This is a genomic window from Streptomyces griseomycini, assembly GCF_014203535.1.
Taxonomy (GTDB): domain Bacteria; phylum Actinomycetota; class Actinomycetes; order Streptomycetales; family Streptomycetaceae; genus Streptomyces; species Streptomyces griseomycini.
In genome coordinates this window covers 201,742-227,238 of sequence record NZ_JACHJI010000001.1, presented here as the reverse complement: position 1 = coordinate 227,238, position 25,497 = coordinate 201,742, and the positions used below count along the sequence as shown (strand labels likewise).

Below are 25,497 nucleotides of genomic sequence, written 5' to 3'. Positions count from 1 at the left end.
TGATGACGCCCACCGCGACGACGCCCACCACCACGGAGCCTCCGGCCGATCTCGTCATCAGCGGATGTTCCGTCCTCACGCACGACGACCGGGAACGGATCGGGTTCGCCCACGACGCGGCGATCGTCGTACGCGACGGGACCGTGGAGTCGGTGACGAGCGCCGGGGCGGTGCGGGGCCTGGCGGCCGGGGAGCGGATCGACGCCCGGGGGCAGGTCGCGCTGCCCGGCCTGATCAACTGCCACACCCACGCGCCGATGGTCGCCCTGCGGGGCCTCGCCGAGGACCTGCCGACCGGGGAGTGGTTCAACGACGTGATCTGGCCGGTGGAGTCCAACCTCACCGCGCGGGACGTCGAGCTGGGGGCGCGGCTCGCCTGCGCCGAGATGATCCGGGGCGGCGTCACCTGCTTCGCCGACCACTACTTCGCCATGGACGCGGTCGCCGCGGTCGTCGCCGAGTGCGGCATGCGGGCGTTGCTGGGGGAGGCGTACTTCTCCTCCCAGGGGCCGCGAGGACGGGAGAGGTCACTGGAGTTCGCGCTGCGGCACCGCGGCTCGGCCGACGGCCGCATCACGACCGCCCTCGCCCCGCACGCCCCCTACACCGTCGACGACGCCGACCTCGCCGCCACCGCGGAACTGGCGCACGAGCACGCGCTGCCCGTGCACCTGCACGCCGCCGAGAACCGCGACCAGACCGACACCAGCCTCGCCCGGCACGGCGTCACCCCCGTCCAGGTCCTGGAGCGCACCGGGATCCTCGACACCGACGTGCTCATCGCCCACGGCACCGGCATCCTCGAGGGCGACCTGCCGCTGCTGGAGCGCGCGGGCGGCCGTACGGCCGTGGCGACCGCGCCCCGCGGCTACCTCAGGTTCGCCTGGCCCACCACCACACCCGTGCGCGCCCTGCGCGCCATCGGTGTCCCGGTCGGACTCGCCACGGACGGCGCCGCCTCCAACAACTCCCTCGACGTGTGGGAGTCGATGGCGCTCACCTCGCTGGTCCAGAAGTCGACGGAGGGCGACCCCCGGTGGCTGACCTCCCGTCAGGCGCTGCACCACGCCACGCTGCAGAGCGCCCGCGCGGTCGGCCTCGGCGACAGCGTCGGCAGCCTCGCGCCCGGCCGGCGCGCCGACCTCGTCCTCGTCGACCTCACCGGCCCGCACACCCAGCCGGTGCACGACCTCGCCGCGACGCTGGTGCACAGCGCCCGCGCCGCCGACGTCCGCACGACCGTCGTCGACGGCCGGATCCTGATGCGCGACCGGGAACTGCTCACGATCGACGTCCCGGCGGTGGTGCGGGAGCTGGGGGAGCGGCTGCCCGCGCTCGTCGACCGGAGCCACGGCCGGCGCGTCCAGGACTACGACACCTGAGACGAAGAGTTCCGCGAGCGAGCGATGAGTTCCGCCCGGCCCGGCGGTCACCCCCTGCAACGGGACCGTCGCACAGGAGGATCCATGTCGCTTCCGGAGGTCGTCCCGCGCGCCGCGTGGCGTGCGGCGCGCGAGGAACTGCTGGTCAAGGAGAAGGTCGTCACCCGCGCGCGGGACGCGCTCAACGCCGAGCGGCGCCGGTTGCCCATGGTGGAGATCGACCGGGAGTACGTGTTCGAGGGCGGCGACGGCAGGACCACGCTGCTCGATCTGTTCGAGGGGCGGCAGCAGCTCGTCGTCCACCACTTCATGTTCGCCCCGGAGTGGGACGCCGGGTGCCGCGGCTGCTCGGCCTTCCTGGACCAGATCGGGCACCTCGCCCACCTGAACGCGCGCGGCACCACGTTCGCGGCCGTCTCACGGGCGCCGTACACGAGGATCCTGCCGTTCAAGGCGCGGATGGGCTGGGCCCTGCCCTGGCACTCCTCGTTCCACGGCGACTTCAACGAGGACTTCGGGGCGACCCTCGAACGCGAGGGCGGACTCGTCGAGCGGTCCGGCCTCAGCTGCTTCCTGCGGGACGGCGACCGGGTCTTCCACACCTACTCGACGTACGGCCGCGGCCTCGACGGGATCGGCTCGACCACCAGCCTGCTGGACCTCACCGCGCTCGGCCGGCAGGAGGAGTGGGAGGAACCCGAGGGGCGCGCGTCGGCTCTCGGGACGCCTGCGGGAAGCGACCGCGTCCGCTATCACGACGAGTACGACGACTGACACGGACGGCGACGGATTGCTCCGAAAAGCTGAGAGCCCGCTCACACATGGCAGTGAACAGGTGTCAACTACGTCTCAGTACCGTCACCGGACGAGGCGTTCGCCCCATGGTTGGCGTTTAACTCTACGAGTACAGCGCTACATGGAGGTGGCAGGGTGAACGGGCGAACGGTGCTCGAACGCTTTCCCGCAGGTGGGCCGCGTGGGTCCTGGCCGGCGGAGGAGTTCGCGCAGGCGCGGCGTCTGGAGGGCCTGCCTGCCGAGGTTGTCATGGACCTCGCGACCGACATGTTCCTGGTGGTCGTGCGGAGCGGCGACGGCGGCGGTGACGCGACGGCGTGAACCGGTGCCGGCCGGGCGGCCGGCTCGCCCGCCTTCGGGGCCGGCACCTTCCCGGCCGAGGGGGGCGTCCCGGTGAACTGTTCCGCCTGGAGCGCGTACAGCTCCGCGTAGAGGCTGCCCGCGGCCAGCAGCCCGTCCGGCGAGCCGGACTCCACCAGCCGGCCCTGGTCGAGCACGTGCACCAGGTCCGCGTGGCGCACGGACGCCGGCCGGTGCGTGATCAGCACGACCGTCTGGCCGCTGTCCGCCAGTGCCCGGATCCGGTCGAGGACCTCCAGCTCGGCCCGGGCGTCCAGGGCGGCCGTCGGCTCGTCCACGATCAGGATGCGCCCGCGCCGGTACGCGGCCCGTGCGATCCCCAGCCGCTGCCACTGTCCCCCGGACAGCTCGTGGCCTCCGCTGAAGTGCCGGGCCGGCAGGGCGAGCCGGAGGCCGGAGGCCGGCAGGATGGGCAGACGGGTGATCATGGCGCGGAAGTTCAGCTCCAGGAAGGCCTCGCCGTGCCGGTTCCAGCCCATGTCGTAGCGCAGCGGTCCTCCGAGGAGCAGCTGCTCGGACTCGGAGAGGGGCGGGGCGTCGGGTTCGGGGCGCTTCCCGCGGCGGGCGGAGCGCCCGGGCTTCCTCCGCCCGCCGGCCTTTCGTGACCGTTCCTTCGGACCACCGGATTCCTGTGTGCTTCCCACTGCTGACCTCCCCCGATCGCCGATTCCGACGAACGGCCGCTAGCGCGGGGCGCGGTCCGCCCGGGCAGGGCGCGGGACGGGGCGGAGGACGCGCGCGGGTGCACGGCCCGGGGGATCGGCCGGGGCGGGGCGCCGTGCGCTGGGCCGGGTACGCGGACGCTGGGCCGGGCGCGGGGCGGTGCGGGAGACGTTCCGGAGGTCCGGGCGGCCGGACGGCGTGGAAGGGCGCCGGCCCGCCGGTCACGCGCTGACCGGGCGGGACCAGGTCGGTGTGGTGCCCGTCAGACGGCACAGGGCGAGATAGAGCGGTATCGGCGGTGTGTAGGGGAGCGTGCCGTCGGGACGGTGGATCAGGCCGGGCGGGTCCGGAAGGTCCGGGGCGCCGGGGAGGACCGCGCCGGTGGCGTAGCGCGCGGGGGCGGGCCACTCCAGGGCGTGGTCCGAATCGGACGGGACCAGCCACCACCAGTGCGCCTCGTCGGCGTAGACGCAGCCCACCCGGGGCAGCCGGGGCATCACCAGCGGACCGAAGTGGGCGGGCACCGCCACCGCGTCGCAGCCCATCGGGGCCGTCATGCCGTCGGGCACCGGCAGCCGCCGGAGTGTGCCGGGGGTGCGGCGTCCGCGCTGGAGGCCGACCAGCGCGTTCAGGCTCAGCACCCGGGCGCCGGACGTGCCCGTCACGGCAGTCCCCTGTCCCGGCGGTGCTGTCGCGGGGGCACGGCCAGGCCCTCCGCCGCGCGGTGCGCTCCGTCGGGCTCGTCGCCGTCGCCGTCGCCGTCACCCGAGCCGCGGGGCGGTCCGGGCTTCGGACGGGCGCCCCAGCCCAGGTCGTTGCGGGGTTCCGCGGGGTCGCGCGGGGCGTCGGCCTTGCGGGGCAGGTCGGCCCAGACCAGCAGCCCGGGACCGTGCTCGTGGGCGCCCCACGCGTGGCACAGGGCGTCGACGAGGAGCAGGCCCCTCCCGTGCTCGTCCTCCGGCCGCTGCCGGGTGTTCGCCCGCGGCTGGCCCGGTGCGCAGCCCTCGTCCCGCACGGCTATGCGCACGAGGTCGTCGCCGTCGTGCAGCTCGCAGACTATGTGCCTGCTCGCCGTGTGCACGATGGCGTTGGTGACCAGTTCGGAGACGACCAGGGCCGCCGTGTCGCAGGTGTCCTCGCACACCGACCAGCCGGTCAGCCGTGCCCTCGTCAGACGTCTGGCCTGAGCGGGGGAACCCGGATGAGCGGCCAGCTCGAAACGGAACCGGCGCTCGGCAGCGGCCCCCGCGGGGGCGGCTCCCGAGGCGGCGCCGAGACCGAGGGGGCCTGCGGCGGCGTCTGTTCCTAAGGGCGCGGACGGAATCACGCTTGCCACTATCGCCTCGCCGCGAACACTTGGCAAGTGCCACTCTGAAAAATGCAGAGTGCCGTGTGACGGTCTGGACGACCATGGCACACTGCTCGCAACAGCACCTCGCACGGCGCCAGTTGGGATCACCGAAGGTCTGTTCGAACCGGTGGTCGGGCGGACGGGTCCTCGGAGTGGATCTCCGCATGGCGCCGCCGGGCTGTCAGGCAATTCTTCTCGTGGAGGTGGAGCGTGAGCGAACCGCGGTCCGCGCCGACGGTCGGCCAGGTCGTCCTCGGTCGGCGCCTGCTGGACCTGCGGGAACGCGCGGGGCTCAAACGGGAGGAAGCCGCCCGGATCCTGCGGGTTGCCCCCGCCACCGTCCGCCGCATGGAGATGGCCGAGGTCGCGCTGAAGATCCCGTACCTCCAGCTCCTGCTGAAGGCGTACGGCGTCGGCGACGACGAGGCCGACGCGTTCGTGCAACTGGCGGAGGAGGCCAACCGGCCCGGCTGGTGGCAGCGCTTCCACGACATCCTGCCCGGCTGGTTCTCGATGTACGTCAGCCTGGAGGGCGCGGCCTCCCTCATCCGCAGCTACGACCCCCACTTCGTCCCCGGGCTGCTCCAGACCGAGGACTACGCGCGCGGGGTGCTGCGCTCGGGCGCCGTCGGGCAGACGCAGCCGGAGGACATCGAGCGCCACGTCGCCCTGCGCATGCAGCGGCAGGAACTGCTCACCCGCGAGGACGCGCCCCGGCTGTGGGTCGTGATGGACGAGACCGTGCTGCGCCGCCCGGTGGGCGGCCCGGAGGTGATGCGCGCCCAGATCGACAAGTTGCTCGAGGCCACGAAACTGCCCAACGTGACGCTGCAGGTCGCCCCGTTCGCCGGCGGACCGCACCCCGGCACGTACGGGCCGTTCGTGCTGTTCCGATTTGCCGTGCCCGAACTGCCGGACATGGTCTACAGCGAGTACCTGACCGGCGCCGTCTACCTGGACGCGCGCGCCGAGGTGGCGACCCACCTCGAGGTCATGGACCGCATGGCGGCGCAGGCCGCCACGGCACATCGCACGAAGGAGATCCTCCGGGACCTCCGCAAGGAGCTGTGAATGGAACTCATGGAGCCCCTGAAACCCCTGCCCCAGCCGCGGGTCCGCGCCGAGCGGATCTACAACGGCATGCCCGCGCGGGAGCTGGGCAGCGAGGGCTGGCACAAGCCGTGGAGCGGCGGCAACGGAGGCAACTGCCTGGAGGCGATGAAGCTCGACGACGGCCGGATCGCCCTACGGCAGTCCACCGACCCGGACGGACCGGCGCTGATCTACACCTCCGCTGAGATGACGGCCTTCATCGAGGGGGCGAAGGCGGGAGAGGCGGATTTCCTGCTGTCCTGAGGCCTGTTGTGCGTCCTGGTTTTTATTTCTCTGATGTGTGACTTGGCACTGAATTGACCACTGACAATTGCAGAGACTTATGGAGTCCGTCATGACCGGGCAGCACCCCGTCGAGATCGACACGAGCAGGCCGCATCCCGCGCGGATGTACGACTGGTACCTCGGCGGCAAGGACAACTACCCGGTCGACGAGGCCATGGGCCGGCAGATGCTGGCCCTGGACCCGAGGGTGCCGGTGATGGCGCGGGTGAACCGCGCGTTCATGCACCGGGCCACGCGCTGGCTGGCCGGCCGGGGCATACGTCAGTTCCTCGACGTCGGCACCGGCATCCCCACCGAGCCCAACCTCCACCAGGTCGCCCAGCGGATCGCACCCGACGCGCGTGTCGTGTACTGCGACAACGACCCCATCGTGCTGGCCCACGCGGCGGCCCTGCTGCGCGGCACGGACGAGGGGGCGACCGAGTACCTCCAGGCGGACGTGCGCGATCCGGACGCCATCCTGGAGGGCGCGCGGAAGATCCTCGACCTCACCGAGCCGGTCGCGCTGTCGCTCATCGCGCTGCTGCACTTCGTCCCCGACGAGGACGGGGCGCACGACCTGGTCGGGCGGCTGCTGGCCGCCCTGCCCTCCGGCAGCCACCTGGTCGTCACCCACGCGACGGCCGACTTCACCCCCGAGGAGTCGAAGGCGGCCACCGAGAAGCTCAAGGCCGCGGGCGTCACCCTGGCGCTGCGCTCCCGCGAGGAGTTCACCCGCTTCTTCGACGGCCTCGACCTGGTCGATCCCGGCGTCCAGGTGCCGCACCGCTGGCACCCCGAGCTGGGGGAGCCGGTGGCGGGGCAGGACGACGGGGTGATCCCGGGCTACGGGGCGGTGGGGCGCAAGCCCTGAGCCCCGGCGGGGTGCGGCCCGCGGACCCGGTACGGGTCCGCGGGCCGCACCCCGTGTCGCCGGCGGGAGCGGGGCCCGACCGCGCCGGACGGCGGCACGGCGTGCGCCCGGTGCCGGTCAGACCGTCATCGGCCGGTCGTACGGACCGATGGGCGCCGGGAGCCGTGTCGTGCCCCCGGACAGATGGCGGTCGACGGCCGCCGCCACCGCGCGGCCCTCGGCGATCGCCCACACGATGAGCGACTGCCCGCGAGCCGCGTCCCCGGCCGCGAACACGCCCGGCACACCGGTGGCGAATCCGGCGTCCCGGGCGATCGTGCCGCGCGGTTCCAGCGCGAGGCCCAGCCGGTCGATGAGTCCGTCCCCCCGGTCCGGTCCGGAGAAGCCGAGCGCGAGCAGCACGAGATCGGCGGGCAGGGCGCGTCCGGTACCCGGCACGGGCCGGCGCCCGGCGTCCACCTCGACCAGGTGCAGGGAACGCACGTGTCCGTCCGCGTCACCGGTGAAGCGCAGGGTGGACGCCGCGAACAGGCGCGCGTCCGCGTCCGCCGCCGGGGCCGTGCGCAGGTCGCGGGCCTCCTCGTGCGCGGCGGACAGCCGGTAGAGCTTGGGGTACGTCGGCCAGGGCTCGGCGTCGTCGTCCCGCTCGGTGCCCGGCCGGGCGTAGATGTCGAGCTGGGTCACGGACGCGGCACCCTCCCGCACGGCCGTGCCCAGGCAGTCGGCGCCCGTGTCACCGCCGCCGACGATGACGACGTGCCTGCCCGCGGCCGACAGCGGTGAGGACTCCAGGTCCCCCTCGCACACCCGGTTGGCCAGCGGCAGGTATTCCATCGCCTGGTGGATCCCGGCTAGTTCGCGTCCCGGTACGGGGAGTTCCCGCCACGCGGTCGCCCCCGTGGCGATCACCATCGCGTCGTAACGCGCCCGCAGCTCGGCGGCGTCCACATCGCGCCCGACCGTGACGGACGTACGGAACTTCGTCCCCTCGGCCCGCATCTGCTCGATGCGCCGTTCAAGATGGCGCTTCTCCATCTTGAACTCGGGGATGCCGTACCGCATCAGTCCGCCGATCCGGTCGTCCCGCTCGTACACGGCGACCGTGTGACCGGCCCGGGTGAGCTGCTGGGCCGCGGCCAGTCCGGTGGGCCCCGAGCCGATGACCGCGACCGTCCGGCCGGTGAGCCGCTCCGGCGGGGCCGGCGGCGCGAAGCCCTCCTCCCAGGCCCGGTCGGCGATGGCGCACTCGACGTTCTTGATGGTGACGGCCGGCTGGTTGATGGCGAGGACGCAGCCCGCCTCGCAGGGCGCGGGACACAGCCGGCCGGTGAACTCCGGGAAGTTGTTGGTGGCGTGCAGCCGCTCCGCCGCGGCCCGCCAGTCCTCGCGCGAGACCAGGTCGTTCCACTCGGGGATCAGGTTGCCCAGGGGGCAGGCCTCGTGGCAGAAGGGGACGCCGCAGTCCATGCAGCGGTCGGCCTGCTTGCTGATGATCGGCAGCAGCGCCCCGGGGACGTAGACCTCGTTCCAGTCCCGGACCCGCTCCTCGACGGGCCTGCGCGGCCAGTCCTGGCGGGGTGTGGTCAGGAAACCCTTGGGATCGGCCATGGCCGTCTTCCTTCGGCCGCCTTCTGACTGTCCTCCGGCCGTCTTCCGGCCCTCCACCGGTCACGATACGTCCGCTCGCGCGGGTCCGCAGGGTGCCGGACAGCGCTTTCCCGAAGGCTGGTACGACGGGTCCGTCAGGTGAGCGCCGACAGGTAGGCCACCGCGGCCCCGGCCGAGGAGAACGCGCGGACGTGGTTCCACCGCGTCCACCCGCGCACATAGACCGGCCAGTACGCGGCCGCCTCCGCGCTCCCCGGGACGAGCCCGGCCAGCGCGTTGTTGCGCGGCACGTTCGCGACCGCGGTGAGCCCGAAGGATCCGATCAGGTACAGCGCCCCGCCCGTCAGCGCCCCGTCCGCCCCCTCGTCCGGCCACCGCACGAACGTCACCACGGTGAGCACCGCGCACAGCGACGCCGAGCCGAGGAACAGCACCATGAAGGCCGGCCGTACCGCCGCCGCGTTGACCGCCTGCATCGCGGCCACGCCCTGCGCGGGCGGCAGGGCCGCGAGCCCCTTCATCACGAAGGCCGAGAAGCCGCAGAAGACCCCGGCCACCAGCCCGGTCCCGAGCACGCCCAGCACCGTCAGCACGAAGTACGGCCCCTCGCTCATGCCGCCCGCTCCCTCCCCGCCGACCGGGACCACGCCCGGCCGTCACCGTTTCCGCCGTCCCCCCAGTGAAGGCGCAGGGGAGCACGCCCGGCCATGGCCGAGGAGCGCGGCGGCATGCGAGAGCGTCCAGGGGAGGCGGCACGTCCCGTCACCCGGCGGCACCTCCCGTCACCCGGCGGAATCCAGCCGGTCCCCGGACCACCCCGCCAGCACCGTCCGCACGGCCGCGGCGATCCGCCGCCGCGCCTCGTGCCGGGGCACCCCGCTCATCAGCAGACGGTCGTACGGTGTGTCCAGATGCCGCACGGACGCCGCGACCGCCGAGATCACCGCCCCCTCGGACAACGCCCGGCCCGCCGCGCTCCGGCCCACCCGTCCGCTGCCCCGGACCGAGGTGTGCGCGGCGACGGCCCGGGCCCGCTCGGCGGGACACCCGGGGAACAGCCGCCGTATCTCCGCCGCGAAGGCCTCCGTGAACCGGGCGTCCTCGGCCGCCCGCCGCCGTGCGTCCCGCGCCCGGCGCCGCCGCCGTGCCTCGGCGTCCGCGAGACAGCGCTGCTCGGCCCGGGCCAGCGCCTCCTCCTCCACCAGGACGCCCTGCCGTTCGTACCGGCTCCTGCGCCGGTTGAACCGCACGACCACCGCGGACAGTGCGCTCTCCTCCCGCGCTCTGCGGGTGAGCGCCGTGTCGCCGCGCGGCAGGAAGACGAGATGGCCCAGGTCGGCGCAGTCGAGACAGCGCGGAGCGCCGTCCTCCATCACGAGCAGGGAGAGGGGGCCACGACGGCAGCCGGCACAGTGCCGTCTCCTGAGCGGCTGGTGGACCACAAGTCCGGAGCGGGGGAGGGGAGTTGTGCCGGGCGCCATACGTCTTTCCTTCCCTCCGGTGCGGCGGGGACCACGTGCCGGGCGCCGTGTGCCGCACCCGGTGCGCGTCCGTCCTCCCGCGCGGCCGGCCCGGCCGCTGACGCATCATGGGCCGTGTGCGACTGGAAGCGATCACCTGGGAACGGCTCGGCGACCTCCTCGCCGAGCGCCTGCTGGGACTGGAGACGGCCGACGGCGGTCCCTGGCCGCGGCTCGCCGTCGACGGCGCTCCCGCCGCCCGCCCGGGAGACCTCGCCGAGCGGGTCGCCGAGACGCTGCGGATACGCGGCCGCCCCTCCCTCGTCGTGGGCACCGAGGGCTTCCTGCGCCCCGCCTCCGTCCGCCTCGAGTACGGCCACCAGGACGTGGAGTCCTACTACGGCGGCTGGTACGACATCGGCGCGCTGTGGCGCGAGGTGTTCGGTCCCCTCGAACCCGGTGGGAGCGGGCGGGTCCTGCCCGACCTGTGGGACCCCGTCGCCGACCGCGCCACCCGTAGCCCCTACGTCCGACTCCCTCCCGGTGGCGTGCTGTTGCTGCACGGCCCGCTCCTCCTGCGCCACTGGTTCCCCTTCGACCTGACCGTCCACGTCCTCCTCTCCCCGGGCGCCCTGCGCCGCCGCACCCCCGAGGCCGAGCACTGGACCCTCCCCGCCTTCGAGCGCTACGAACGGGAGACGGACCCGGCCGCAACGGCGGACGTGCTGGTACGGGCCGACGACCCCCGGCACCCGGCGTGGCGCGGCTGAGGCCGCCGGGCCCCGGATCCCTTCCTCCGGGTGCCGTCGGCGGGCGGGGCGGCGAGAATGAAGGACGCCGGGACTCGCGGTGCGCCCCGCGCCGCGCCGGCCGTCCGGCACCGGGAGGCACGCCATGACCACCGCCGGAGACATCATGCACCGCGGCGCCCAGTGGATCCCCGCCCACGAAACCCTCGACCGCGCCGCCCAGCTGATGCGTGCCCTGAACGTCGGCGCCCTGCCCATCAGCGACCAGAACGAGCGGCTGTGCGGCATCCTCACCGACCGCGACATCGTCGTCGGCTGCGTCGCCATGGGGCACGATCCCGCCCGGGTCACCGCCGGCGACATGGCCAAGGGAACACCGCGCTGGGTCGAGGCGGACGCCGACGTCAGCGAGGTCCTCCGGGAGATGCAGACGCACCGGATACGCCGGCTTCCCGTCATCGACGACAAGCGCCTCGTCGGCATGATCAGCGAGGCCGATCTCGCCCGGCACCTGACGGACGAACAGATCGCCACCTGGGCCGAGAGCGTCTACGCCAGGACCGCCGAGGACTGACCGCGGGCCGCCGCACGGGGCGGGCCGCCGCACGGGGCGGCACGGGCGGAGGTCAGAGCCAGCCGCTGCGCCGGAACGCCCGGTACAGCAGCAGACACGCCACGGATATCACGCCGATCACCATGCCGTATCCGTACCGCCAGTGCAGCTCCGGCATGTGGTCGAAGTTCATGCCGTACATCCCGCAGACCATCGTCGGCACCGCGATGATCGCCGCCCACGCGGTGATCCTGCGCATGTCCTCGTTCTGCGCGACGGTGACCTGGGCGAGATACGCCTGGAGGATGGAGTTGAGCAGTTCGTCGAAGGCCGCGATCTGCTCCTTGGCCCGCTGCAGGTGGTCGGAGACGTCACGGAAGTACGCCTGTATCTCCGGGGCGACCACCCGGATCGGCCGCGTGGCGAGCTCCTCCAGGGGCCGGCCGAGCGGCACCACCGCCCGCTTCAGTTCGAGGAGTTCGCGCTTGAGCTGGTAGATGCGACCCGGATCGACCCGTGCGCCGTGCTCCGCGAACACGTCCGTCTCGACCTGGTCCATGTCCTCCTGCACCGAGTCGATGACGGTCAGGTAGTCGTCGACCACGTGGTCCGCGATCGCGTGCAGCACCGTGGACGGCCCCTTGACGAGCTGTTCGGGGTCGGATTCCAGCTCCTCGCGCAGGGGCCCCAGCGAACCGTGCCGCCCGTGCCGGACGGTGATCACGAAGTCCTCGCCGACGAACACCATGATCTCGCCGGTCTCCACCACCTCGCCGGTGGCGGTGAGTTCGTCGTGCCCGATGTGGCGGACCGTCTTGAACACCGCGAACAGGCTCTCGCCGTACCGCTCCAGTTTGGGGCGCTGGTGGGCCTCGACCGCGTCCTCGACCGCCAGCGGATGCAGGTCGAGCAGCTCGGCGATGCCCGCGAACTCCCGGTTCGTCGGCTCGTGCAGGCCCAGCCAGAGGAAACCGTCCCCGCTCTCGCGCACCCGCTTCACGGCGTCCACCAGGTCCCCGCGCGCGGAGGTGCGGCGACCGTCCTGGTACGTCACGCAGTTGACCACCGAGGAACCCAGCGGGGACCGGGCCGGGTGACTCAGGTCCACGCGGGGGCGCCGCCGGGCCAGCCGGGCCATCCCGCGCAGACCGCCGACCCTGCCGAGTCCCGTGACCTTCCGCAGATTCCCTGCCATGGACATCTGGCTCTCCTCGCGTGGTTCCCCCGCGCCGTTCCTGCTTCCCGCGCCTCGGCGCGCCAGTCTGCCAGGCCTGCGCGAACCGTGTGCGAGCCTGTGGAAGCGGACCGTTCCGCTCGGTTCCCGGCTGTGGACGAACGGAGTCCGCCCGGCCCGCCCCGGCCCGGTCGGCCCGGCCCTCGAGGGCTTCGACGCCTGCCGCCGCCGTGCGGTTCGCCGCGTCCCGCGACACGCGGCCCTGGAACGCCGGCCGCTTCGGACGAGCCGGGAGACCGGGACCGGCACGGCCGACGCGTACTCCCCGGTCGCCCCCGGCCGCAGCCGCGCGCCGTACGTCAGTCGAGCGCGGGCGGACGGCCCCCCGTCCGTTCCACCGCCCGTGCCCCCGCCCCGCACCCCTCCCGCGCCGCCTGCTCCGGGTCGGCGCCCGCGAGCAGGGCCGCGAGGAACGCGCCCGTGAAGGCGTCGCCGGCGCCCGTGGTGTCCCGGGGGACCGCCCGTACGGCGGGGACGCGTGCCCACACCTCCCCGGACCGCGCGAGCAGGGCGCCCTCCGCGCCCTGCTTGGCCACCACCAGCGGGACGTGCCGGCTCAACCGCGCCGCCGCGTCCGCCGCGTCGGACGCCCCCGTGAGCAGGCACGCCTCGTCACGGCTGGGCAGCAGGACGTCCACGCCCTCGACCAGCGTCAGGAACCGGTCGGGGCCCAGCCGCACGAGGAACCCGGCCGACGCCGGATCCAGGCTCACCGGCACCCCACGCGCGCGTGCCGCCTTCAGGGCCACCGCGACGAGGGCACGGCTCGACTCGGTGAACAGGAGGTAGCCCGACAGGTGCAGTCGCGCCACTCCGTCCAGCAACGCGTCCGACCAGTCCCCGGGCTCCAGCCGCAGCGACGCGCCACTGTCGGTGAGGAAGGTCCGTTCGCCTGCCGCGTCCTCGTCGACGAGACAGACCACCGTCCCCGTCGCTGCTTCCTCGTCGACGACGAGCAGGGGGCGCACACCCCGGGCGACCAGCTCCCGCTCGTGCCAGGCCGCCGCGTCCGCCCCCACCCGGCCGAGCAGCCGCACCTCGCCGCCGCCCCGGCGCGCCGCCCAGCAGGCCACGTTGGCCCCCGCGCCGCCGGGCAGCGTACGGATCGCCGCCGCGGTGTCCGTCCCCGGGGCGAGCGGTCCCCGGTGCCGGGCGACCACGTCGGTGATCACGTCACCGACGACCAGCAGCGCCCCGCCCCGCGCCGCCCCCGTCACTCCCCGGCGGCCCACGCCGCCGCGACACGTGCCGCCAGGCGCACGTTGCCCCGGACCGCCGCCAGGTTGGCGGCGAGGGAGGCACCGTCGGTGCGGCGGACCAGATGGTCCAGCAGGAACGGGGTGACCGCCTGACCGGTGATCCCCTCCGCCTCGCACGCGCGCAGCGCCTCGGCGAGCACGCGTGCGTGCACCTCGGGATCCAACTGCTCGTCCCCGGGGACGGGGTTGGCCACGATCAGCGCCGACCCGGGTCCGCCCAGCGCGTCCTGCGCCCGCATGACGTCCGCCACCTGCCCCGGGGTGTCCAGCCGCCAGTCCACGGGGTGCCCCGAGTCCGAGAGGTAGAAGCCCGGGAAGCGATCCGTGCCGTACCCGGCGACCGCGACCCCCAGGGTCTCCAGCCGTTGCAACGTCGCCGCCACGTCCAGGATCGACTTCACCCCCGCGCACACCACGGTGATCCGCGTACGTGCCAGCAGCCCCAGGTCGGCCGACTCGTCCTGGGTCACCGTCCACTCCCGGTGCACCCCGCCGAGCCCCCCGGTCGCGAACACCCGCACGCCCGCCAGCGACGCCAGCAGGGCGGTGCCCGACACCGTGGTCGCCCCGCTCTCCCCGCCGGCCACCGCGAGCGGCAGGTCGCGATGGCCCAGCTTGCGGATGCCGTCCCCGCCCGCGACCCGTTCCAGCTGTTCCTTGTCCAGGCCGACCCGGGGCCGCCCGTCCAGCACGGCGACCGTCGCCGGCACCGCGCCCTCCCGCCGTACGGCCGCCTCCAGCTCCAGCGCCACCTGGAGGTTGCGCGGCCGGGGCAGCCCGTGCGCGATGATCGTGGACTCCAGGGCCACCACCGGCCGGTTCGCGGCGATCGCCTCCCGCACCTCTTCGGACACCGTGAGCACCACGCGCCTGCCTCCCGTCTCCCGCTCTCCCCTCATCTCTGGCGGGCCGCGGGCCGGGCCAAACCCCTTGCCCGCGGTCGCGGGGATCGCGGAGGCTGGGGCACATGACTGATCACACGACGCGTCTCGACCACATCGTCCTCTGGGTGCGCGACCCGGTCGCCGCCGTCGGCTTCTACGAGAAGGCGGTGGGCCTCGAGCCCGTCAGGCTCGCCGACTTCTCCGTCGGCGAGGCGCCCTTCCCGTCGGTGCGCGTCAACGAGGAGACCATCCTCGACCTCATGCCGCTGGCCAAGGCCGCACGCATGACGATGCTTCCCGGCGCCGCCGAGAGCTCCGGCCACCCCGTCAACCACGTCTGCCTGTCCCTGTCGGCCGACGACTTCGACGCCCTCCGCGGCCGCCTCCGGGAGCAGTCCGTACCGGTGACGGACCTCTCGCACGACTCCTTCGGGGCACGCGGCCTGGCCAAGCGCAGCTTCTACTTCCTCGACCCGGACGGCAACGTCTTCGAGGCGCGCCACTACGACTGACCGGGCCCCGCCGGGCGACCGCGCCGTCAGAACAGCGGCTCGGGCAGCACGCCCTCCAGGGCCAGCAGCCGGCGCTTGGTCTCCAGCCCGCCGCCGAACCCGCCGATGCCGCCGCCGCTCTCCACGACCCGGTGACAGGGCACGACCACCGGCAGCGGGTTGGCACCCATCGCCGCGCCCACGGCCTGGGCGGCACCGGGCTGCCCGACCCGTTCGGCCAGGTCGCCGTACCCGGCGACCTGGCCGAACGGCACACCGGAGGCCAGCTCCCGCAGGACCTCGCGGGGGAAGCCCGAGATCAGCGACCAGTCCAGCGGCAGGTCGAAAGCCCGCCGCTCACCCGCGAAGTACGCCTCGACCTGGCGTATCGCCTCGGCCAGCAGAGGGGAGCCGGGATCCTCGACGGGCTCGGTGCCGAGCCGGGACGCCAGCCGCTCCAGCGCGCTGTCGCGCACCGCGTCCGTGGCGTGGAACACGACGTTGACCAGGCCCTCACGGGTCGCGGCCAGCAGCAGCGGGCCGATGTCGGTGCCGACGACGGCCCACACGACCCGCTGCTCGTACTGCCCATGGCTGTCCATGCGCCCCACCGTACGACCCGCCACTGACAGCGTCGGGGCGGGACGGGGGAACGAGGCGAGGAGCGGCCGCGCGGGCGGGCGCCTCAGCCGCCCACCGCGTCCCGCACCACGTCGGGCGCGTTGGTGATGATCCCGTCGACCCCGAACCCGGCGACCCGCCGGGCGGCCGCCGCGTCGTTCACGGTCCAGGTGAGGACCTCCAGCGGTTTGCCGTGCGCCCCGTCGAAGGCGTGCACGGCGGTGACGTACCCGCGGGAGAGGGAACCGTGCGAGGGGTTGATCTGGTCGGTGAAGGCCGCGTACGCGGGCAGGTCCGCCACGGGCGGCGTGCCGAGGAAGCCGGTCCTCACCGCGGGCTTCAGCTCGTGGACGGTCCGTACGCTGTCCGCGCTGAAGCTCTGCACGATCAGCCGGTGCTTCACGTGCCGGCGGTCGAGCCAGCCCTCGTTGCCCAGGACCTTGAGGGTCTGCTGCTCGATACCGGGATACAGCTGCGGGTTCTTGATCTCCAGCAGCAGTTTCTGGCGGTGCCGCCCGACACGCTCCACGAACTGCTCCAGCGTCGGCACGCGCGCGCCCGCGTACGCGGGGTCGAACCAGCTGCCCGCGTCCAGGCGGGCGATCTCCGCGGCGGTGAAGTCCCTCACCTTCCACGGCGCCCGGCCGGGGAAGACCTCCTCGACGTCCGTGGTGCGCTGCAGGCTGTCGTCGTGGAGGACCACGAGCTCCCCGTCCTTGGTGCGCTGGACGTCGTTCTCCACCCAGTCGATGCCGAGCGCGGCCGCCCTGTCGACGGCGGCCAGGGTGTTCTCGGGCGCGTAGGCGGAGGCGCCCCGGTGGGCGATCACCAGGGGGCGGGCGCCGCCGTCAACGGCACGGACGGGGGAGAGCGGGAGCAGGAGGGCGGCGGTCCCCAGGAGCGCGGCGGCCGATGCGGCGACAGTGCGTGCGTGCATGCGTACTCCTCGCGTCGGGCGGTCACTGACGGTCCAACTGTGACAGCTGACGGTCAACGCGAGAGGGGTGCGGGATGGCCGCGGATTGAACGGAGTTGCCCGTACTGCGCACACTGGTGGCACACATGTGGGGCAGGGACGTGTTTCTTTGCCGGAAAGTCGTTCGACCATTCCGGTGGGGGTCATACTCTCTGCGTCAACCCTGGCCGCCGGCGCGGTCCTGGGAGGGGGGCTTGTATCGGGAATTCCGGGACGCACAGGGCGGGAAGGGCAGCCGCGCATGCAGAGCACGGTCGACGGATTCAGCTACGGCCTGGTCACACCGCTGGTGGCCTACCTCATGGCCTGTCTCGGCGGTGCCCTGGGCCTGCGCTGCACCACCAGGGCCATGGTGGTCACCCGCTCCTGGCGCCCCGGCTGGCTCGCCCTGGGAACGGCGGCCATCGGCTCCGGCATATGGACGATGCACTTCATCGCGATGATGGGCTTCACCATCGAGGGGACACCGATCCACTACGACCGGGCGATGACGTTCGCGAGCCTCGCCGTCGCCGTCGTCATGGTGGGCACGGGGGTCTTCATCGTCGGCTACCGGGGCGCGTCCGGAACGGCCCTGTTCACCGGGGGCACCGTCACCGGTCTCGGCATCGCCTCCATGCACTACCTCGGCATGGCCGGCATGAGCCTCGACGGACGGCTGGAGTACGACGTCCTCACCGTCGCCGTGTCCGTGGCCATCGCCATGGCCGCCGCCACCGCCGCCCTGTGGGCGGCCGGGCGGGCCGGGGGCTTCCTGTGGAGCGTGGGCGCGAGCCTCGTCATGGGGCTCGCCGTCGCCGGCATGCACTACACCGGAATGGCCGCCCTGAACGTGCACGTCCACGGCACCTCCGACCCCGCCACGGGGGAGTCCGCGGCCGCCCTGCTCGGGCCGATGATGGTCGGCCCGCTCGCCCTCCTCGTCCTCGTGGGCATCGTGGTGATCTTCGACCCGCTCATGGTCGTGGGTGGTCCCGCCGCGGCGTCCGCCGAGCACAAGCCCGGCGTCCCCGCCCACGCCCCGGTCCGCCGCTCCCCGGCCCGTCGGCGGCTGCGCGTGCGTGGCCCCGTCGAACACCGCTCCCGCACCCCGCAAAGGCGCTGATCCGGACCGGTTGTCAGTGGGGGGCCGTACGGTGGATGGCATGCGGCCCGTTTCCCACATCGAACGCACGGTGGCGCCCTTCGAGGTCGTCAGTCCCTACCGGCCCAGCGGCGACCAGCCCGCGGCCATCGCCGACCTCGCCCGGCGCATCGAAGCCGGTGAGAAGGACGTCGTCCTCCTGGGCGCGACCGGTACCGGCAAGTCCGCCACCACCGCGTGGATGATCGAGAAGCTCCAGCGCCCCACCCTGGTGATGGCGCCGAACAAGACGCTGGCCGCGCAGCTGGCCAACGAGTTCCGCGAGCTGCTGCCGAACAACGCCGTCGAGTACTTCGTCTCGTACTACGACTACTACCAGCCCGAGGCGTACGTCCCGCAGTCGGACACCTACATCGAGAAGGACTCCTCGATCAACGAGGAGGTCGAGCGGCTGCGCCACTCCGCGACCAACTCGCTGCTCACCCGCCGCGACGTCGTCGTGGTCGCCTCCGTCTCCTGCATCTACGGCCTGGGCACCCCGCAGGAGTACGTGGACCGCATGGTCCCGCTCCGCGTCGGCGACGAGATCGACCGGGACGAGCTGCTGCGCCGCTTCGTGGACATCCAGTACACGCGCAACGACATGGCCTTCACCCGCGGCACCTTCCGGGTCCGCGGCGACACCATCGAGATCTTCCCGGTCTACGAGGAGCTCGCCGTCCGCATCGAGATGTTCGGCGACGAGATCGAGGCGCTGTCCACGCTCCACCCGCTCACCGGCGAGATCGTCAGCGACGACCGGCAGCTGTACGTCTTCCCGGCCTCCCACTACGTCGCCGGCCCCGAGCGGCTGGAGCGCGCGGTCAACGACATCGAGAAGGAGCTCGGCGAGCGCCTGACCGAGCTGGAGAAGCAGGGCAAGCTCCTGGAGGCCCAGCGCCTGCGCATGCGCACCACGTACGACATCGAGATGCTCCGCCAGATCGGCACCTGCTCCGGCGTGGAGAACTACTCGATGCACTTCGACGGCCGCTCGCCCGGCTCGCCGCCGAACACCCTGCTGGACTACTTCCCGGACGACTTCCTCCTCGTCATCGACGAGTCGCACGTCACCGTCCCGCAGATCGGCGCCATGTACGAGGGCGACGCCTCCCGCAAGCGCACCCTCGTCGACCACGGCTTCCGGCTGCCCTCCGCCCTGGACAACCGGCCGCTGAAGTGGGAGGAGTTCCAGGAGCGCACCGGTCAGACCGTCTACCTGTCGGCCACCCCCGGGCCGTACGAGCTCTCCCGGTCGGACGGCTTCGTCGAGCAGATCATCCGGCCCACCGGCCTCGTCGACCCCGAGGTCGTGGTCAAGCCCACCGAGGGCCAGATCGACGACCTGGTCCACGAGATCCGCGCGCGGGTGGAGAAGGACGAACGCGTCCTGGTCACCACGCTCACCAAGAAGATGGCCGAGGACCTCACCGACTACTTCCTGGAGCTCGGCATCCAGGTCCGCTACCTGCACAGCGACGTCGACACCCTGCGCCGGGTGGAACTGCTGCGGGAGCTGCGCAGCGGCGAGTTCGACGTCCTCGTCGGCATCAACCTGCTGCGGGAGGGGCTCGACCTGCCCGAGGTGTCCCTGGTGGCGATCCTCGACGCCGACAAGGAGGGCTTCCTGCGCTCCGGCACCTCCCTGATCCAGACCATCGGCCGCGCCGCGCGGAACGTCTCCGGCCAGGTCCACATGTACGCCGACAAGATCACCCCGGCGATGGAGAAGGCCATCGACGAGACCAACCGCCGCCGGGAGAAGCAGATCGCCTACAACCAGGCGAACGGCATCGATCCCCAGCCGCTCCGCAAGAAGATCAACGACATCGTCGCCCAGATCGCCCGCGAGGACGTCGACACCGAGCAGCTGCTCGGCTCCGGCTACCGCAAGGCCGGGAAGGACGGCGGGGGCACCAAGGCGCCCGTGCCCTCCCTCGGCACCAAGGCGGCCAAGGGCGCCAGGGCCGCCCAGGGCAAGGCCGCCGAGACGGCGCCGACCGACCGTCCCGCCGCCGAACTCGCCGAGCAGATCGAGGAGCTCACCGCGCGGATGCGGGCCGCCGCCGCGGACCTGCAGTTCGAGGTCGCGGCCCGGCTGCGCGACGAGGTCTCCGAGATGAAGAAGGAACTGCGGCAGATGCGGGAGGCGGGTCTGTCCTGACGCCCCCGGAAGGCGCCGGTCCGCAGTCCGCGACCGGCGCCTCCGGCGCGCCCCGGCCCCCGTTCCGCACGGACTGTGTTGCAAGACCGACACAAAGTGCGGTCCTGGGTGCGTCACTGTCAGTGCCCCTGCGTAGGGTTCTGGTCAACCGCGGTTCCGCGGCAACAGGGGAAGTTCGAGAGGGGAATCAGCGCGTGACCGTCAACATGACCAAGGGTCAGGCCATCAGTCTGCAGAAGAACGACGGCGGCAGCCTGACCGCGGTGCGCATGGGTCTCGGCTGGCAGGCGGCTCCCCGTCGCGGCCTGTTCGGCTCGCGTACCCGGGAGATCGACCTGGACGCCTCCGCCGTCCTGTTCGCGGACAAGCAGCCGGTCGACGTCGTCTTCTTCCGCCACCTGGTGAGCGACGACGGCTCCGTGCGGCACACCGGTGACAACCTCGTCGGCGGTGTCGGCCAGGGCGGCGACGACGAGGCCATCCTCGTCGACCTGTCGCGCGTCCCGGTCCACATCGACCAGATCGTCTTCACCGTGAACTCCTTCACCGGCCAGACCTTCCAGGAGGTGCAGAACGCCTTCTGCCGCCTCGTCGACGAGACCAACGGCCAGGAGCTCGCCCGCTACACGCTGGCCGGCGGCGGCGCCTACACGGCCCAGATCATGGCGAAGGTGCACCGCTCGGGCTCGGGCTGGACGATGACGGCCCTCGGCAACCCGGCCAACGGCCGCACCTTCCAGGACCTGATGCCGGCGATCCTGCCGGTTCTCTAGGCACCCGAGGGCACTCGGAGCGCGCCGGTCGAGGCGGCCGGCGGGCGACACACGCACCCACCACACGCGACACAGGGGGACGAAGGCGATGACGGCCGAGCTGGTGCGGGGGCAGAACCACCCGCTCTCCCAGTCCCGTCTGGAGATCCGGATCTCGGCCGGCACGCCGATCGTGGCCGCGGCCGCGCTCGGCGACGAGAACGGCCGGATCCACGGGACGGAGTGGGTGGCCCATCCGGGCGCCCCCGCCCAGCCCGGCCTGGAGGTGCCGCGGCAGGCGGCCGCCGACCACCGTCTCGCGGTGGACCTGGACGCGATGACGGACGCGGTCCACCGGGTCAGCGTGCTGCTCGCGCTGCCCGCCCCGGGCGGCGGTCCGGGACCCGCCCGGTTCGGCGCCGTGGCGGCCCCCTTCGTCGCCGTCACCGGCCTGGACGGCACCGAGGTCGCCAGCTACACCATCACCGGTCTGGAGGCCGAGTCGGCCGTCGTCGCCCTGGAGCTCTACCGGCGGCAGGGCGCCTGGAAGGTGCGCGCCGTCGGCCAGGGGTACGCCGGCGGCCTGGCCGAACTCTTCACCGACCAGGGCCTGCCCCAGGCCCAGCAGCTCGCGGCCGGCATCGGGGAGGCGGTCGCGCAGGGCCTCGCCCGCTCCGTGCAGGCGCCCCCGCCCCGCCCGTCCGAAGGCGACCGCTCCCGTCAGGCCGCCGCACCGGCCGTCGGCCCGGACCAGGGAGGCACCGCGCCCCAGGGCGCCCCGGGCCCCGTCGCGCCCGCGTACGGCGGGCAGCCGGCCGGTCTGCCGGGACAGGACGGGCCGCAGCCGGCGTACGGGGGAGTCGGCGCGGCGGACCCGTCCCCGGCCACCGGCGGCGGCCCGATCGACTACAGCCACCCCCGGCGGCAGACCTCCGCTCCGCCGCCGCCCCCGCCGACCGCGCCACCGGCTCCGCCCGGGCAACCCGCGCAGCCCGTCGCGGGGGACGCCACCGGCTGGTCCATGGAGGAGCGGCTCTACAACCAGGTCTGGGGCATGTTCGAGGACCTGGCCCGCACCACCGCCGCCTACCGGAGCGCCGTCGACTTCGCCGAGTCGCGCATGGACAAGGAGCTGGAGCAGGCCCTGTCCGACCCGCGCAGCCGGATCGGCGGCCAGGGCGACGCCGCGCGCGAGGCGGCCCGCGCCCGGCACGGCCGACTCGTCGACCAGGCGAGGGAGGCCCTCGACCGGGACCTCGCCCAGCTCGTCGCCGAGGCCGAGGTCGTCGAACCCGCACTGCCCCCGGCCTTCGCGCGCTGGGACAACCCCGTCTGGCACGCCTACCGGGTGCCCATGGAGATACCCATGGCGCTGCGCCTGGGCGACCTCCGCCTTCCCGAGGCCGACCCGATCCGCATCCCCATGCTGCTCCGGCTGCCGCTGGAGCGCGGGCTGTGGATCGACAGCGGACGGACCGGCTCGCTCGACGGATCGTTCGCCGACGCCCACGACATGCGGCGCCTCGCCGTGGAGACGGCGGTGGCCCACGCGGCCCGGCTGCTCGCCGTCTACCCGGCGGGCGAGTTCACCGTGCACGTCATCGACCCGGCCGGATCCGGCGCACAGGCGCTGGCGCCGCTGACGCAGACCGGTGTGCTCGCGGCCCCGCCCGCCCAGGGAGCAGCGGGCGTGACGGAGGTGCTGGGCAGACTCACCCAGCGGGTCGACCTGGTGCAGATGGCGCTGCGCGGAGGCGCACCCGACGCGCTGCCCCCCGGCTTCGACACCTCCCAGCAGCTGCTGATCGTCAACGACTTCCCGCACGGTTTCGACGACCGGGCCGTCAACCAGCTGCGCTACCTCGCCGACGAGGGACCGTCCGTCGGCGTGCACCTGATGATGGTCGCCGACCGCGAGGAGTCCGCCGGCTACGGCCCGCTGCTCGACCCACTGTGGCGTTCGCTGCTGCGGTTGACCCCGGTGGCCGACGATCACCTGGCCGACCCGTGGGTCGGACACGCCTGGACGTACGAGCCCCCACTGGTGCCGCCCGGCAGCCAGGTCCTCCACCAGGTCCTCACCCAGGTCGCCGCCGCCCGCCGCCCAGGGAACCGGTGAGTGTCCCGCGGGTCTGGGCAAACCTTCTGTAAACCCACTCCGACCTGCGCCTTTATACCGTCCTTTACCTAGCCCTTTACCAATCCTTGGAAAATGGGGTACTGTCTCTTGCACGGAGGGGAGTACTCCCTGTCTGTGCGGCGACCCCGTCAATACGGATCAGGCCAGATCCCGGGGCGTCGGCCCATGGGCCTGTCCGGCGCTGCCCTGCGCCTGGGCCCGGGTGGAAGAGACCTCCGGCAGCGACGACGCTGACATCTACCGTGTGACGTATCTGCCGGAGGCGCAGTGGAAGTTTCCATGACCCTGTGGGTCCTGACGATCGTGGGCCTCGCCGCCCTGATCGCGGTCGACTTCTTCATCGGCCGCAAGCCGCACGACGTATCCATCAAGGAAGCCGGAATCTGGACGGTCGTCTGGATCGTCCTGGCCGTGCTCTTCGGGCTCGGCCTGCTGGCCTTCGGCGGCGGCCAGCCCGCCGGCGAGTTCTTCGCTGGCTTCATCACCGAGAAGTCGCTGAGCGTCGACAACCTCTTCGTCTTCGTCCTGATCATGGCGAAGTTCGCGGTGCCGTCGCAGTACCAGCAGCGGGTTCTCCTGATCGGTGTCCTCATAGCCCTGGTGCTGCGCGCGGTCTTCATCGCCGCGGGCGCCGCGATCCTCGCCAGCTTCTCCTGGGTGTTCTACCTCTTCGGGGCCTTCCTGATCTGGACCGCCTGGAAGCTCATCCAGGAGGCCCGGGCCGACGAGGAGGACGAGGAGTACGAGGAGAACAAGCTCCTCAAGGCCGCCGAGCGCCGCTTCGGCGTGGCCGACCGGTACCACGGCACCAAGCTGTGGATCGAGCAGAACGGCAAGCGGGTCATGACCCCGATGCTGGTCGTGATGCTCGCCATCGGCACCACCGACGTCCTGTTCGCGCTCGACTCGATCCCCGCGATCTTCGGCCTGACCCAGGACCCGTACATCGTGTTCACCGCGAACGCCTTCGCCCTGATGGGTCTGCGGCAGCTGTACTTCCTCATCGGCGGCCTGCTGAAGAAGCTGGTCCACCTCTCCTACGGTCTGTCGATCATCCTCGGCTTCATCGGCGTGAAGCTGGTGCTGCACGCGCTGCACGAGTCCGGGGTCCACGTCCCCGAGATCAGCATCCCGGTCTCACTGGGTGTGATCTGTGCGGTCCTGATCGTCACCACGATCACCAGCCTGCGGGCCTCCCGCAAGACGGCCGAGGCCGAGGCCGCACAGGGCCCGGGCGAGAGCCACGAGAAGGACAGCGTCGGCACCTGATCCCGCCGTCGCACAGAAGAACAGCCGGCACCGGGAACGGAGGGAAGCACATCGCCGACCTTCGCTCCCGGTGCCCGCGTGTTGTCGGCGGCGTACCCCGGCGACGGCACGCCACCGAAGGACCGCGAACACCCCGCGCCGCCCTCCGGCGCCCACCGAGTGCGACTCGTACGAGGAGGCCATGCGTGACCATGATGACCCCGGGACGATCAGGACGACGGAGCGGAGGGATACGGTCGAAAGGGGTCATCGACGAGATGCGGCGTCCCCCCACGTCTGGAACGATCGCCCCATGAGCGCTCGGCTCAGGAGGCGACTCGCGACAGAGTGGACGACCCTGGTGCCCCTGCTCGCCGTGGTCCTGCTGGTCCTCACCTGGGGACGCGAGCTGCCCGGAATGGTCGTCGTCGCGATCACCCTGGTGCTCGCGGGGGCCGTGCTGGCGGCCGTGCACCACGCCGAGGTGGTCGCCCACCGGGTCGGTGAACCCTTCGGCTCCCTGGTCCTCGCGGTCGCCGTCACCGTCATCGAGGTGGCGCTGATCGTGACCCTCATGCTCGACGGCGGGGACAAGAGCGCGACGCTCGCCAGGGACACCGTGTTCGCGGCCGTGATGATCACCTGCAACGGCATCCTCGGGCTGAGTCTGCTGGTCGGCTCGCTGCGCCACGGCACGGCGGTCTTCAACCCGGAAGGCACCGGTGCGGCCCTCGCCACGGTCGCGACGCTGGCGACCCTCAGCCTGGTGCTGCCGACGTTCACCACGAGCAAGCCGGGTCCGGAGTTCTCCACCGTGCAGCTCACGTTCGCGGCGGTCTCCTCACTGATCCTCTACGGCTTGTTCGTGACGACGCAGACCGTGCGGCACCGCGACTACTTCCTGCCCGTCTCCCGGCAGGACAAGGGGCTCACCGGCGGCGAGTACACCGGGGGGCACGCCGAAGCGCCGTCCACGCGCACCGCGCTGATCAGTCTGGGGCTGCTGGGCCTGGCACTGATCGGGGTGGTCGGCCTCGCCAAAGGCGTCTCGCCCACCATCGAGTCCGCAGTGGAGACGGCCGGCCTGCCCCACGCCGTCGTCGGTGTGATCATCGCGATGCTGGTGCTCCTCCCCGAGACCATCGCCGCGGTGCGCGCCGCACGCCGCGATCAGGTCCAGATCAGCATGAACCTCGCGCTGGGCTCGGCGATGGCCAGTATCGGCCTGACCATCCCCGCGGTCGCGCTGGCCTCCCTCTGGCTCACCGGCCCGCTCGTCCTCGGCCTCGGCAACACCCACATGGTGCTGCTCGCCCTGACCGTGGTGGTGAGCGCGCTGACCGTGGTCCCCGGGCGGGCCACGCCGCTCCAGGGAGGAGTGCACCTGGTGCTGCTCGCGGCCTACCTGGAGCTGGCGATCAACCCGTAGGACG

At 72.7% G+C, this 25,497-nt stretch carries 25 protein-coding genes and 1 pseudogene; 15 read left to right on the top strand and 11 right to left on the bottom strand.

Annotated features, from left to right (window positions below; all coding sequences use genetic code 11):
• The first annotated feature begins 2 nt into the window (after nucleotides 1-2).
• The 3 genes from FHS37_RS01060 to FHS37_RS39045 all read left to right on the top strand — a co-directional run bounded on the left by FHS37_RS01060 (nucleotide 3) and on the right by FHS37_RS39045 (nucleotide 2,498).
• Complete coding sequence (locus FHS37_RS01060; RefSeq protein ID WP_184817069.1) at nucleotides 3-1,382, top strand: amidohydrolase; 1,380 nt, start codon at nucleotides 3-5, stop codon at nucleotides 1,380-1,382.
• An 84-nt stretch (nucleotides 1,383-1,466) separates the two neighbouring features.
• Nucleotides 1,467-2,156, top strand: a complete 690-nt coding sequence (locus FHS37_RS01055) for a DUF899 domain-containing protein (protein ID WP_184817068.1) — start codon at nucleotides 1,467-1,469, stop codon at nucleotides 2,154-2,156.
• Between the two features lie 156 nt (nucleotides 2,157-2,312).
• Nucleotides 2,313-2,498: a DUF8839 family protein gene (locus tag FHS37_RS39045; protein WP_229889729.1), complete on the top strand. Its 186-nt coding sequence runs from the start codon at nucleotides 2,313-2,315 to the stop codon at nucleotides 2,496-2,498.
• Between the two features lie 26 nt (nucleotides 2,499-2,524).
• Here FHS37_RS39045 and FHS37_RS01050 read toward each other — a convergent pair.
• The 3 genes and pseudogenes from FHS37_RS01050 to FHS37_RS01040 form a co-directional block, all read right to left on the bottom strand.
• A pseudogene (locus tag FHS37_RS01050) lies at nucleotides 2,525-2,917 on the bottom strand (ATP-binding cassette domain-containing protein); the annotation flags it as partial.
• A gap of 504 nt (nucleotides 2,918-3,421) precedes the next feature.
• Nucleotides 3,422-3,865: a hypothetical protein gene (locus FHS37_RS01045; protein ID WP_184817067.1), complete on the bottom strand. Its 444-nt coding sequence runs from the start codon at nucleotides 3,863-3,865 to the stop codon at nucleotides 3,422-3,424.
• Nucleotides 3,862-4,536 carry an ATP-binding protein gene (locus tag FHS37_RS01040; RefSeq protein ID WP_184817066.1) on the bottom strand — a complete coding sequence of 225 codons (675 nt, stop codon included), beginning with the start codon at nucleotides 4,534-4,536 and terminating at the stop codon, nucleotides 3,862-3,864. Before FHS37_RS01040 ends, FHS37_RS01045 begins: the two co-directional genes overlap by 4 nt.
• A 225-nt stretch (nucleotides 4,537-4,761) precedes the next feature.
• Between FHS37_RS01040 and FHS37_RS01035 the strand changes: the two genes are divergently transcribed.
• The 3 genes from FHS37_RS01035 (at nucleotide 4,762) to FHS37_RS01025 (ending at nucleotide 6,802) form a co-directional block, all read left to right on the top strand.
• Entirely contained in the window at nucleotides 4,762-5,622 is an 861-nt protein-coding gene (locus tag FHS37_RS01035) for a Sco1979 family transcriptional regulator (RefSeq protein ID WP_184817065.1), read from the top strand.
• Entirely contained in the window at nucleotides 5,623-5,907 is a 285-nt protein-coding gene (locus tag FHS37_RS01030) for a DUF397 domain-containing protein (RefSeq protein WP_184817064.1), read from the top strand.
• Between the two features lie 91 nt (nucleotides 5,908-5,998).
• Complete coding sequence (locus FHS37_RS01025; protein ID WP_229889722.1) at nucleotides 5,999-6,802, top strand: SAM-dependent methyltransferase; 804 nt, start codon at nucleotides 5,999-6,001, stop codon at nucleotides 6,800-6,802.
• 117 nt (nucleotides 6,803-6,919) lie between these two features.
• Here the strand turns inward: FHS37_RS01025 and FHS37_RS01020 are convergent, their stop codons facing one another.
• The 3 genes from FHS37_RS01020 to FHS37_RS01010 form a co-directional block, all read right to left on the bottom strand.
• Nucleotides 6,920-8,410, bottom strand: coding sequence for a glutamate synthase subunit beta (locus tag FHS37_RS01020; RefSeq protein WP_184817063.1), 1,491 nt, complete (start codon nucleotides 8,408-8,410; stop codon nucleotides 6,920-6,922).
• 134 nt (nucleotides 8,411-8,544) lie between these two features.
• Nucleotides 8,545-9,024, bottom strand: coding sequence for an anthrone oxygenase family protein (locus FHS37_RS01015; RefSeq protein ID WP_184817062.1), 480 nt, complete (start codon nucleotides 9,022-9,024; stop codon nucleotides 8,545-8,547).
• A 168-nt stretch (nucleotides 9,025-9,192) separates the two neighbouring features.
• Nucleotides 9,193-9,891 carry a DUF2293 domain-containing protein gene (locus FHS37_RS01010; RefSeq protein ID WP_184817061.1) on the bottom strand — a complete coding sequence of 233 codons (699 nt, stop codon included), beginning with the start codon at nucleotides 9,889-9,891 and terminating at the stop codon, nucleotides 9,193-9,195.
• A 107-nt stretch (nucleotides 9,892-9,998) separates the two neighbouring features.
• Here FHS37_RS01010 and FHS37_RS01005 point away from each other — a divergent pair, with 107 nt between their 5' ends.
• Together FHS37_RS01005 and FHS37_RS01000 are read left to right on the top strand one after the other, a co-directional pair.
• Entirely contained in the window at nucleotides 9,999-10,640 is a 642-nt protein-coding gene (locus FHS37_RS01005) for a nucleoside/nucleotide kinase family protein (protein WP_184817060.1), read from the top strand.
• Nucleotides 10,641-10,764: 124 nt separating this feature from the next.
• Complete coding sequence (locus tag FHS37_RS01000) at nucleotides 10,765-11,193, top strand: CBS domain-containing protein (RefSeq protein ID WP_184817059.1); 429 nt, start codon at nucleotides 10,765-10,767, stop codon at nucleotides 11,191-11,193.
• A 52-nt stretch (nucleotides 11,194-11,245) separates the two neighbouring features.
• On the opposite strand, the gene FHS37_RS00995 is transcribed toward FHS37_RS01000, so the two are convergent.
• The 3 genes from FHS37_RS00995 to FHS37_RS00985 form a co-directional block, all read right to left on the bottom strand.
• Complete coding sequence (locus FHS37_RS00995) at nucleotides 11,246-12,373, bottom strand: magnesium and cobalt transport protein CorA (protein WP_184817058.1); 1,128 nt, start codon at nucleotides 12,371-12,373, stop codon at nucleotides 11,246-11,248.
• 332 nt (nucleotides 12,374-12,705) lie between these two features.
• Nucleotides 12,706-13,638 carry a carbohydrate kinase family protein gene (locus FHS37_RS00990; RefSeq protein ID WP_184817057.1) on the bottom strand — a complete coding sequence of 311 codons (933 nt, stop codon included), beginning with the start codon at nucleotides 13,636-13,638 and terminating at the stop codon, nucleotides 12,706-12,708.
• On the bottom strand, nucleotides 13,620-14,531 hold the full coding sequence (locus FHS37_RS00985; protein ID WP_184817056.1) for a pseudouridine-5'-phosphate glycosidase: 912 nt from the start codon (nucleotides 14,529-14,531) through the stop codon (nucleotides 13,620-13,622). The genes FHS37_RS00990 and FHS37_RS00985 overlap by 19 nt, the downstream gene beginning before the upstream one ends.
• Before the next feature lie 101 nt (nucleotides 14,532-14,632).
• Here FHS37_RS00985 and FHS37_RS00980 point away from each other — a divergent pair, with 101 nt between their 5' ends.
• On the top strand, nucleotides 14,633-15,061 hold the full coding sequence (locus FHS37_RS00980) for a VOC family protein (RefSeq protein ID WP_184817055.1): 429 nt from the start codon (nucleotides 14,633-14,635) through the stop codon (nucleotides 15,059-15,061).
• 26 nt (nucleotides 15,062-15,087) lie between these two features.
• On the opposite strand, the gene FHS37_RS00975 is transcribed toward FHS37_RS00980, so the two are convergent.
• On the bottom strand, nucleotides 15,088-15,642 hold the full coding sequence (locus FHS37_RS00975) for a methylated-DNA--[protein]-cysteine S-methyltransferase (protein WP_184817054.1): 555 nt from the start codon (nucleotides 15,640-15,642) through the stop codon (nucleotides 15,088-15,090).
• An 83-nt stretch (nucleotides 15,643-15,725) separates the two neighbouring features.
• Nucleotides 15,726-16,598, bottom strand: coding sequence for a glycerophosphodiester phosphodiesterase (locus tag FHS37_RS00970; protein WP_184817053.1), 873 nt, complete (start codon nucleotides 16,596-16,598; stop codon nucleotides 15,726-15,728).
• Nucleotides 16,599-16,878: 280 nt separating this feature from the next.
• Here FHS37_RS00970 and FHS37_RS00965 point away from each other — a divergent pair, with 280 nt between their 5' ends.
• The 6 genes from FHS37_RS00965 (at nucleotide 16,879) to FHS37_RS00940 (ending at nucleotide 25,493) form a co-directional block, all read left to right on the top strand.
• Nucleotides 16,879-17,742: an MHYT domain-containing protein gene (locus tag FHS37_RS00965; RefSeq protein ID WP_184817052.1), complete on the top strand. Its 864-nt coding sequence runs from the start codon at nucleotides 16,879-16,881 to the stop codon at nucleotides 17,740-17,742.
• Nucleotides 17,743-17,782: 40 nt separating this feature from the next.
• The gene (gene uvrB / locus FHS37_RS00960) at nucleotides 17,783-19,924 is read left to right on the top strand and encodes an excinuclease ABC subunit UvrB (protein WP_184817051.1); all 2,142 of its coding nucleotides are present in this window, start codon (nucleotides 17,783-17,785) and stop codon (nucleotides 19,922-19,924) included.
• Nucleotides 19,925-20,118: 194 nt separating this feature from the next.
• Complete coding sequence (locus FHS37_RS00955; protein WP_159531622.1) at nucleotides 20,119-20,697, top strand: TerD family protein; 579 nt, start codon at nucleotides 20,119-20,121, stop codon at nucleotides 20,695-20,697.
• A gap of 88 nt (nucleotides 20,698-20,785) precedes the next feature.
• Complete coding sequence (locus tag FHS37_RS00950; protein ID WP_184817050.1) at nucleotides 20,786-22,795, top strand: TerD family protein; 2,010 nt, start codon at nucleotides 20,786-20,788, stop codon at nucleotides 22,793-22,795.
• Between the two features lie 288 nt (nucleotides 22,796-23,083).
• Nucleotides 23,084-24,085: a TerC family protein gene (locus FHS37_RS00945; RefSeq protein WP_184817049.1), complete on the top strand. Its 1,002-nt coding sequence runs from the start codon at nucleotides 23,084-23,086 to the stop codon at nucleotides 24,083-24,085.
• Between the two features lie 292 nt (nucleotides 24,086-24,377).
• Nucleotides 24,378-25,493, top strand: a complete 1,116-nt coding sequence (locus FHS37_RS00940) for a calcium:cation antiporter (RefSeq protein ID WP_184817048.1) — start codon at nucleotides 24,378-24,380, stop codon at nucleotides 25,491-25,493.
• Nucleotides 25,494-25,497 lie beyond the last annotated feature (4 nt).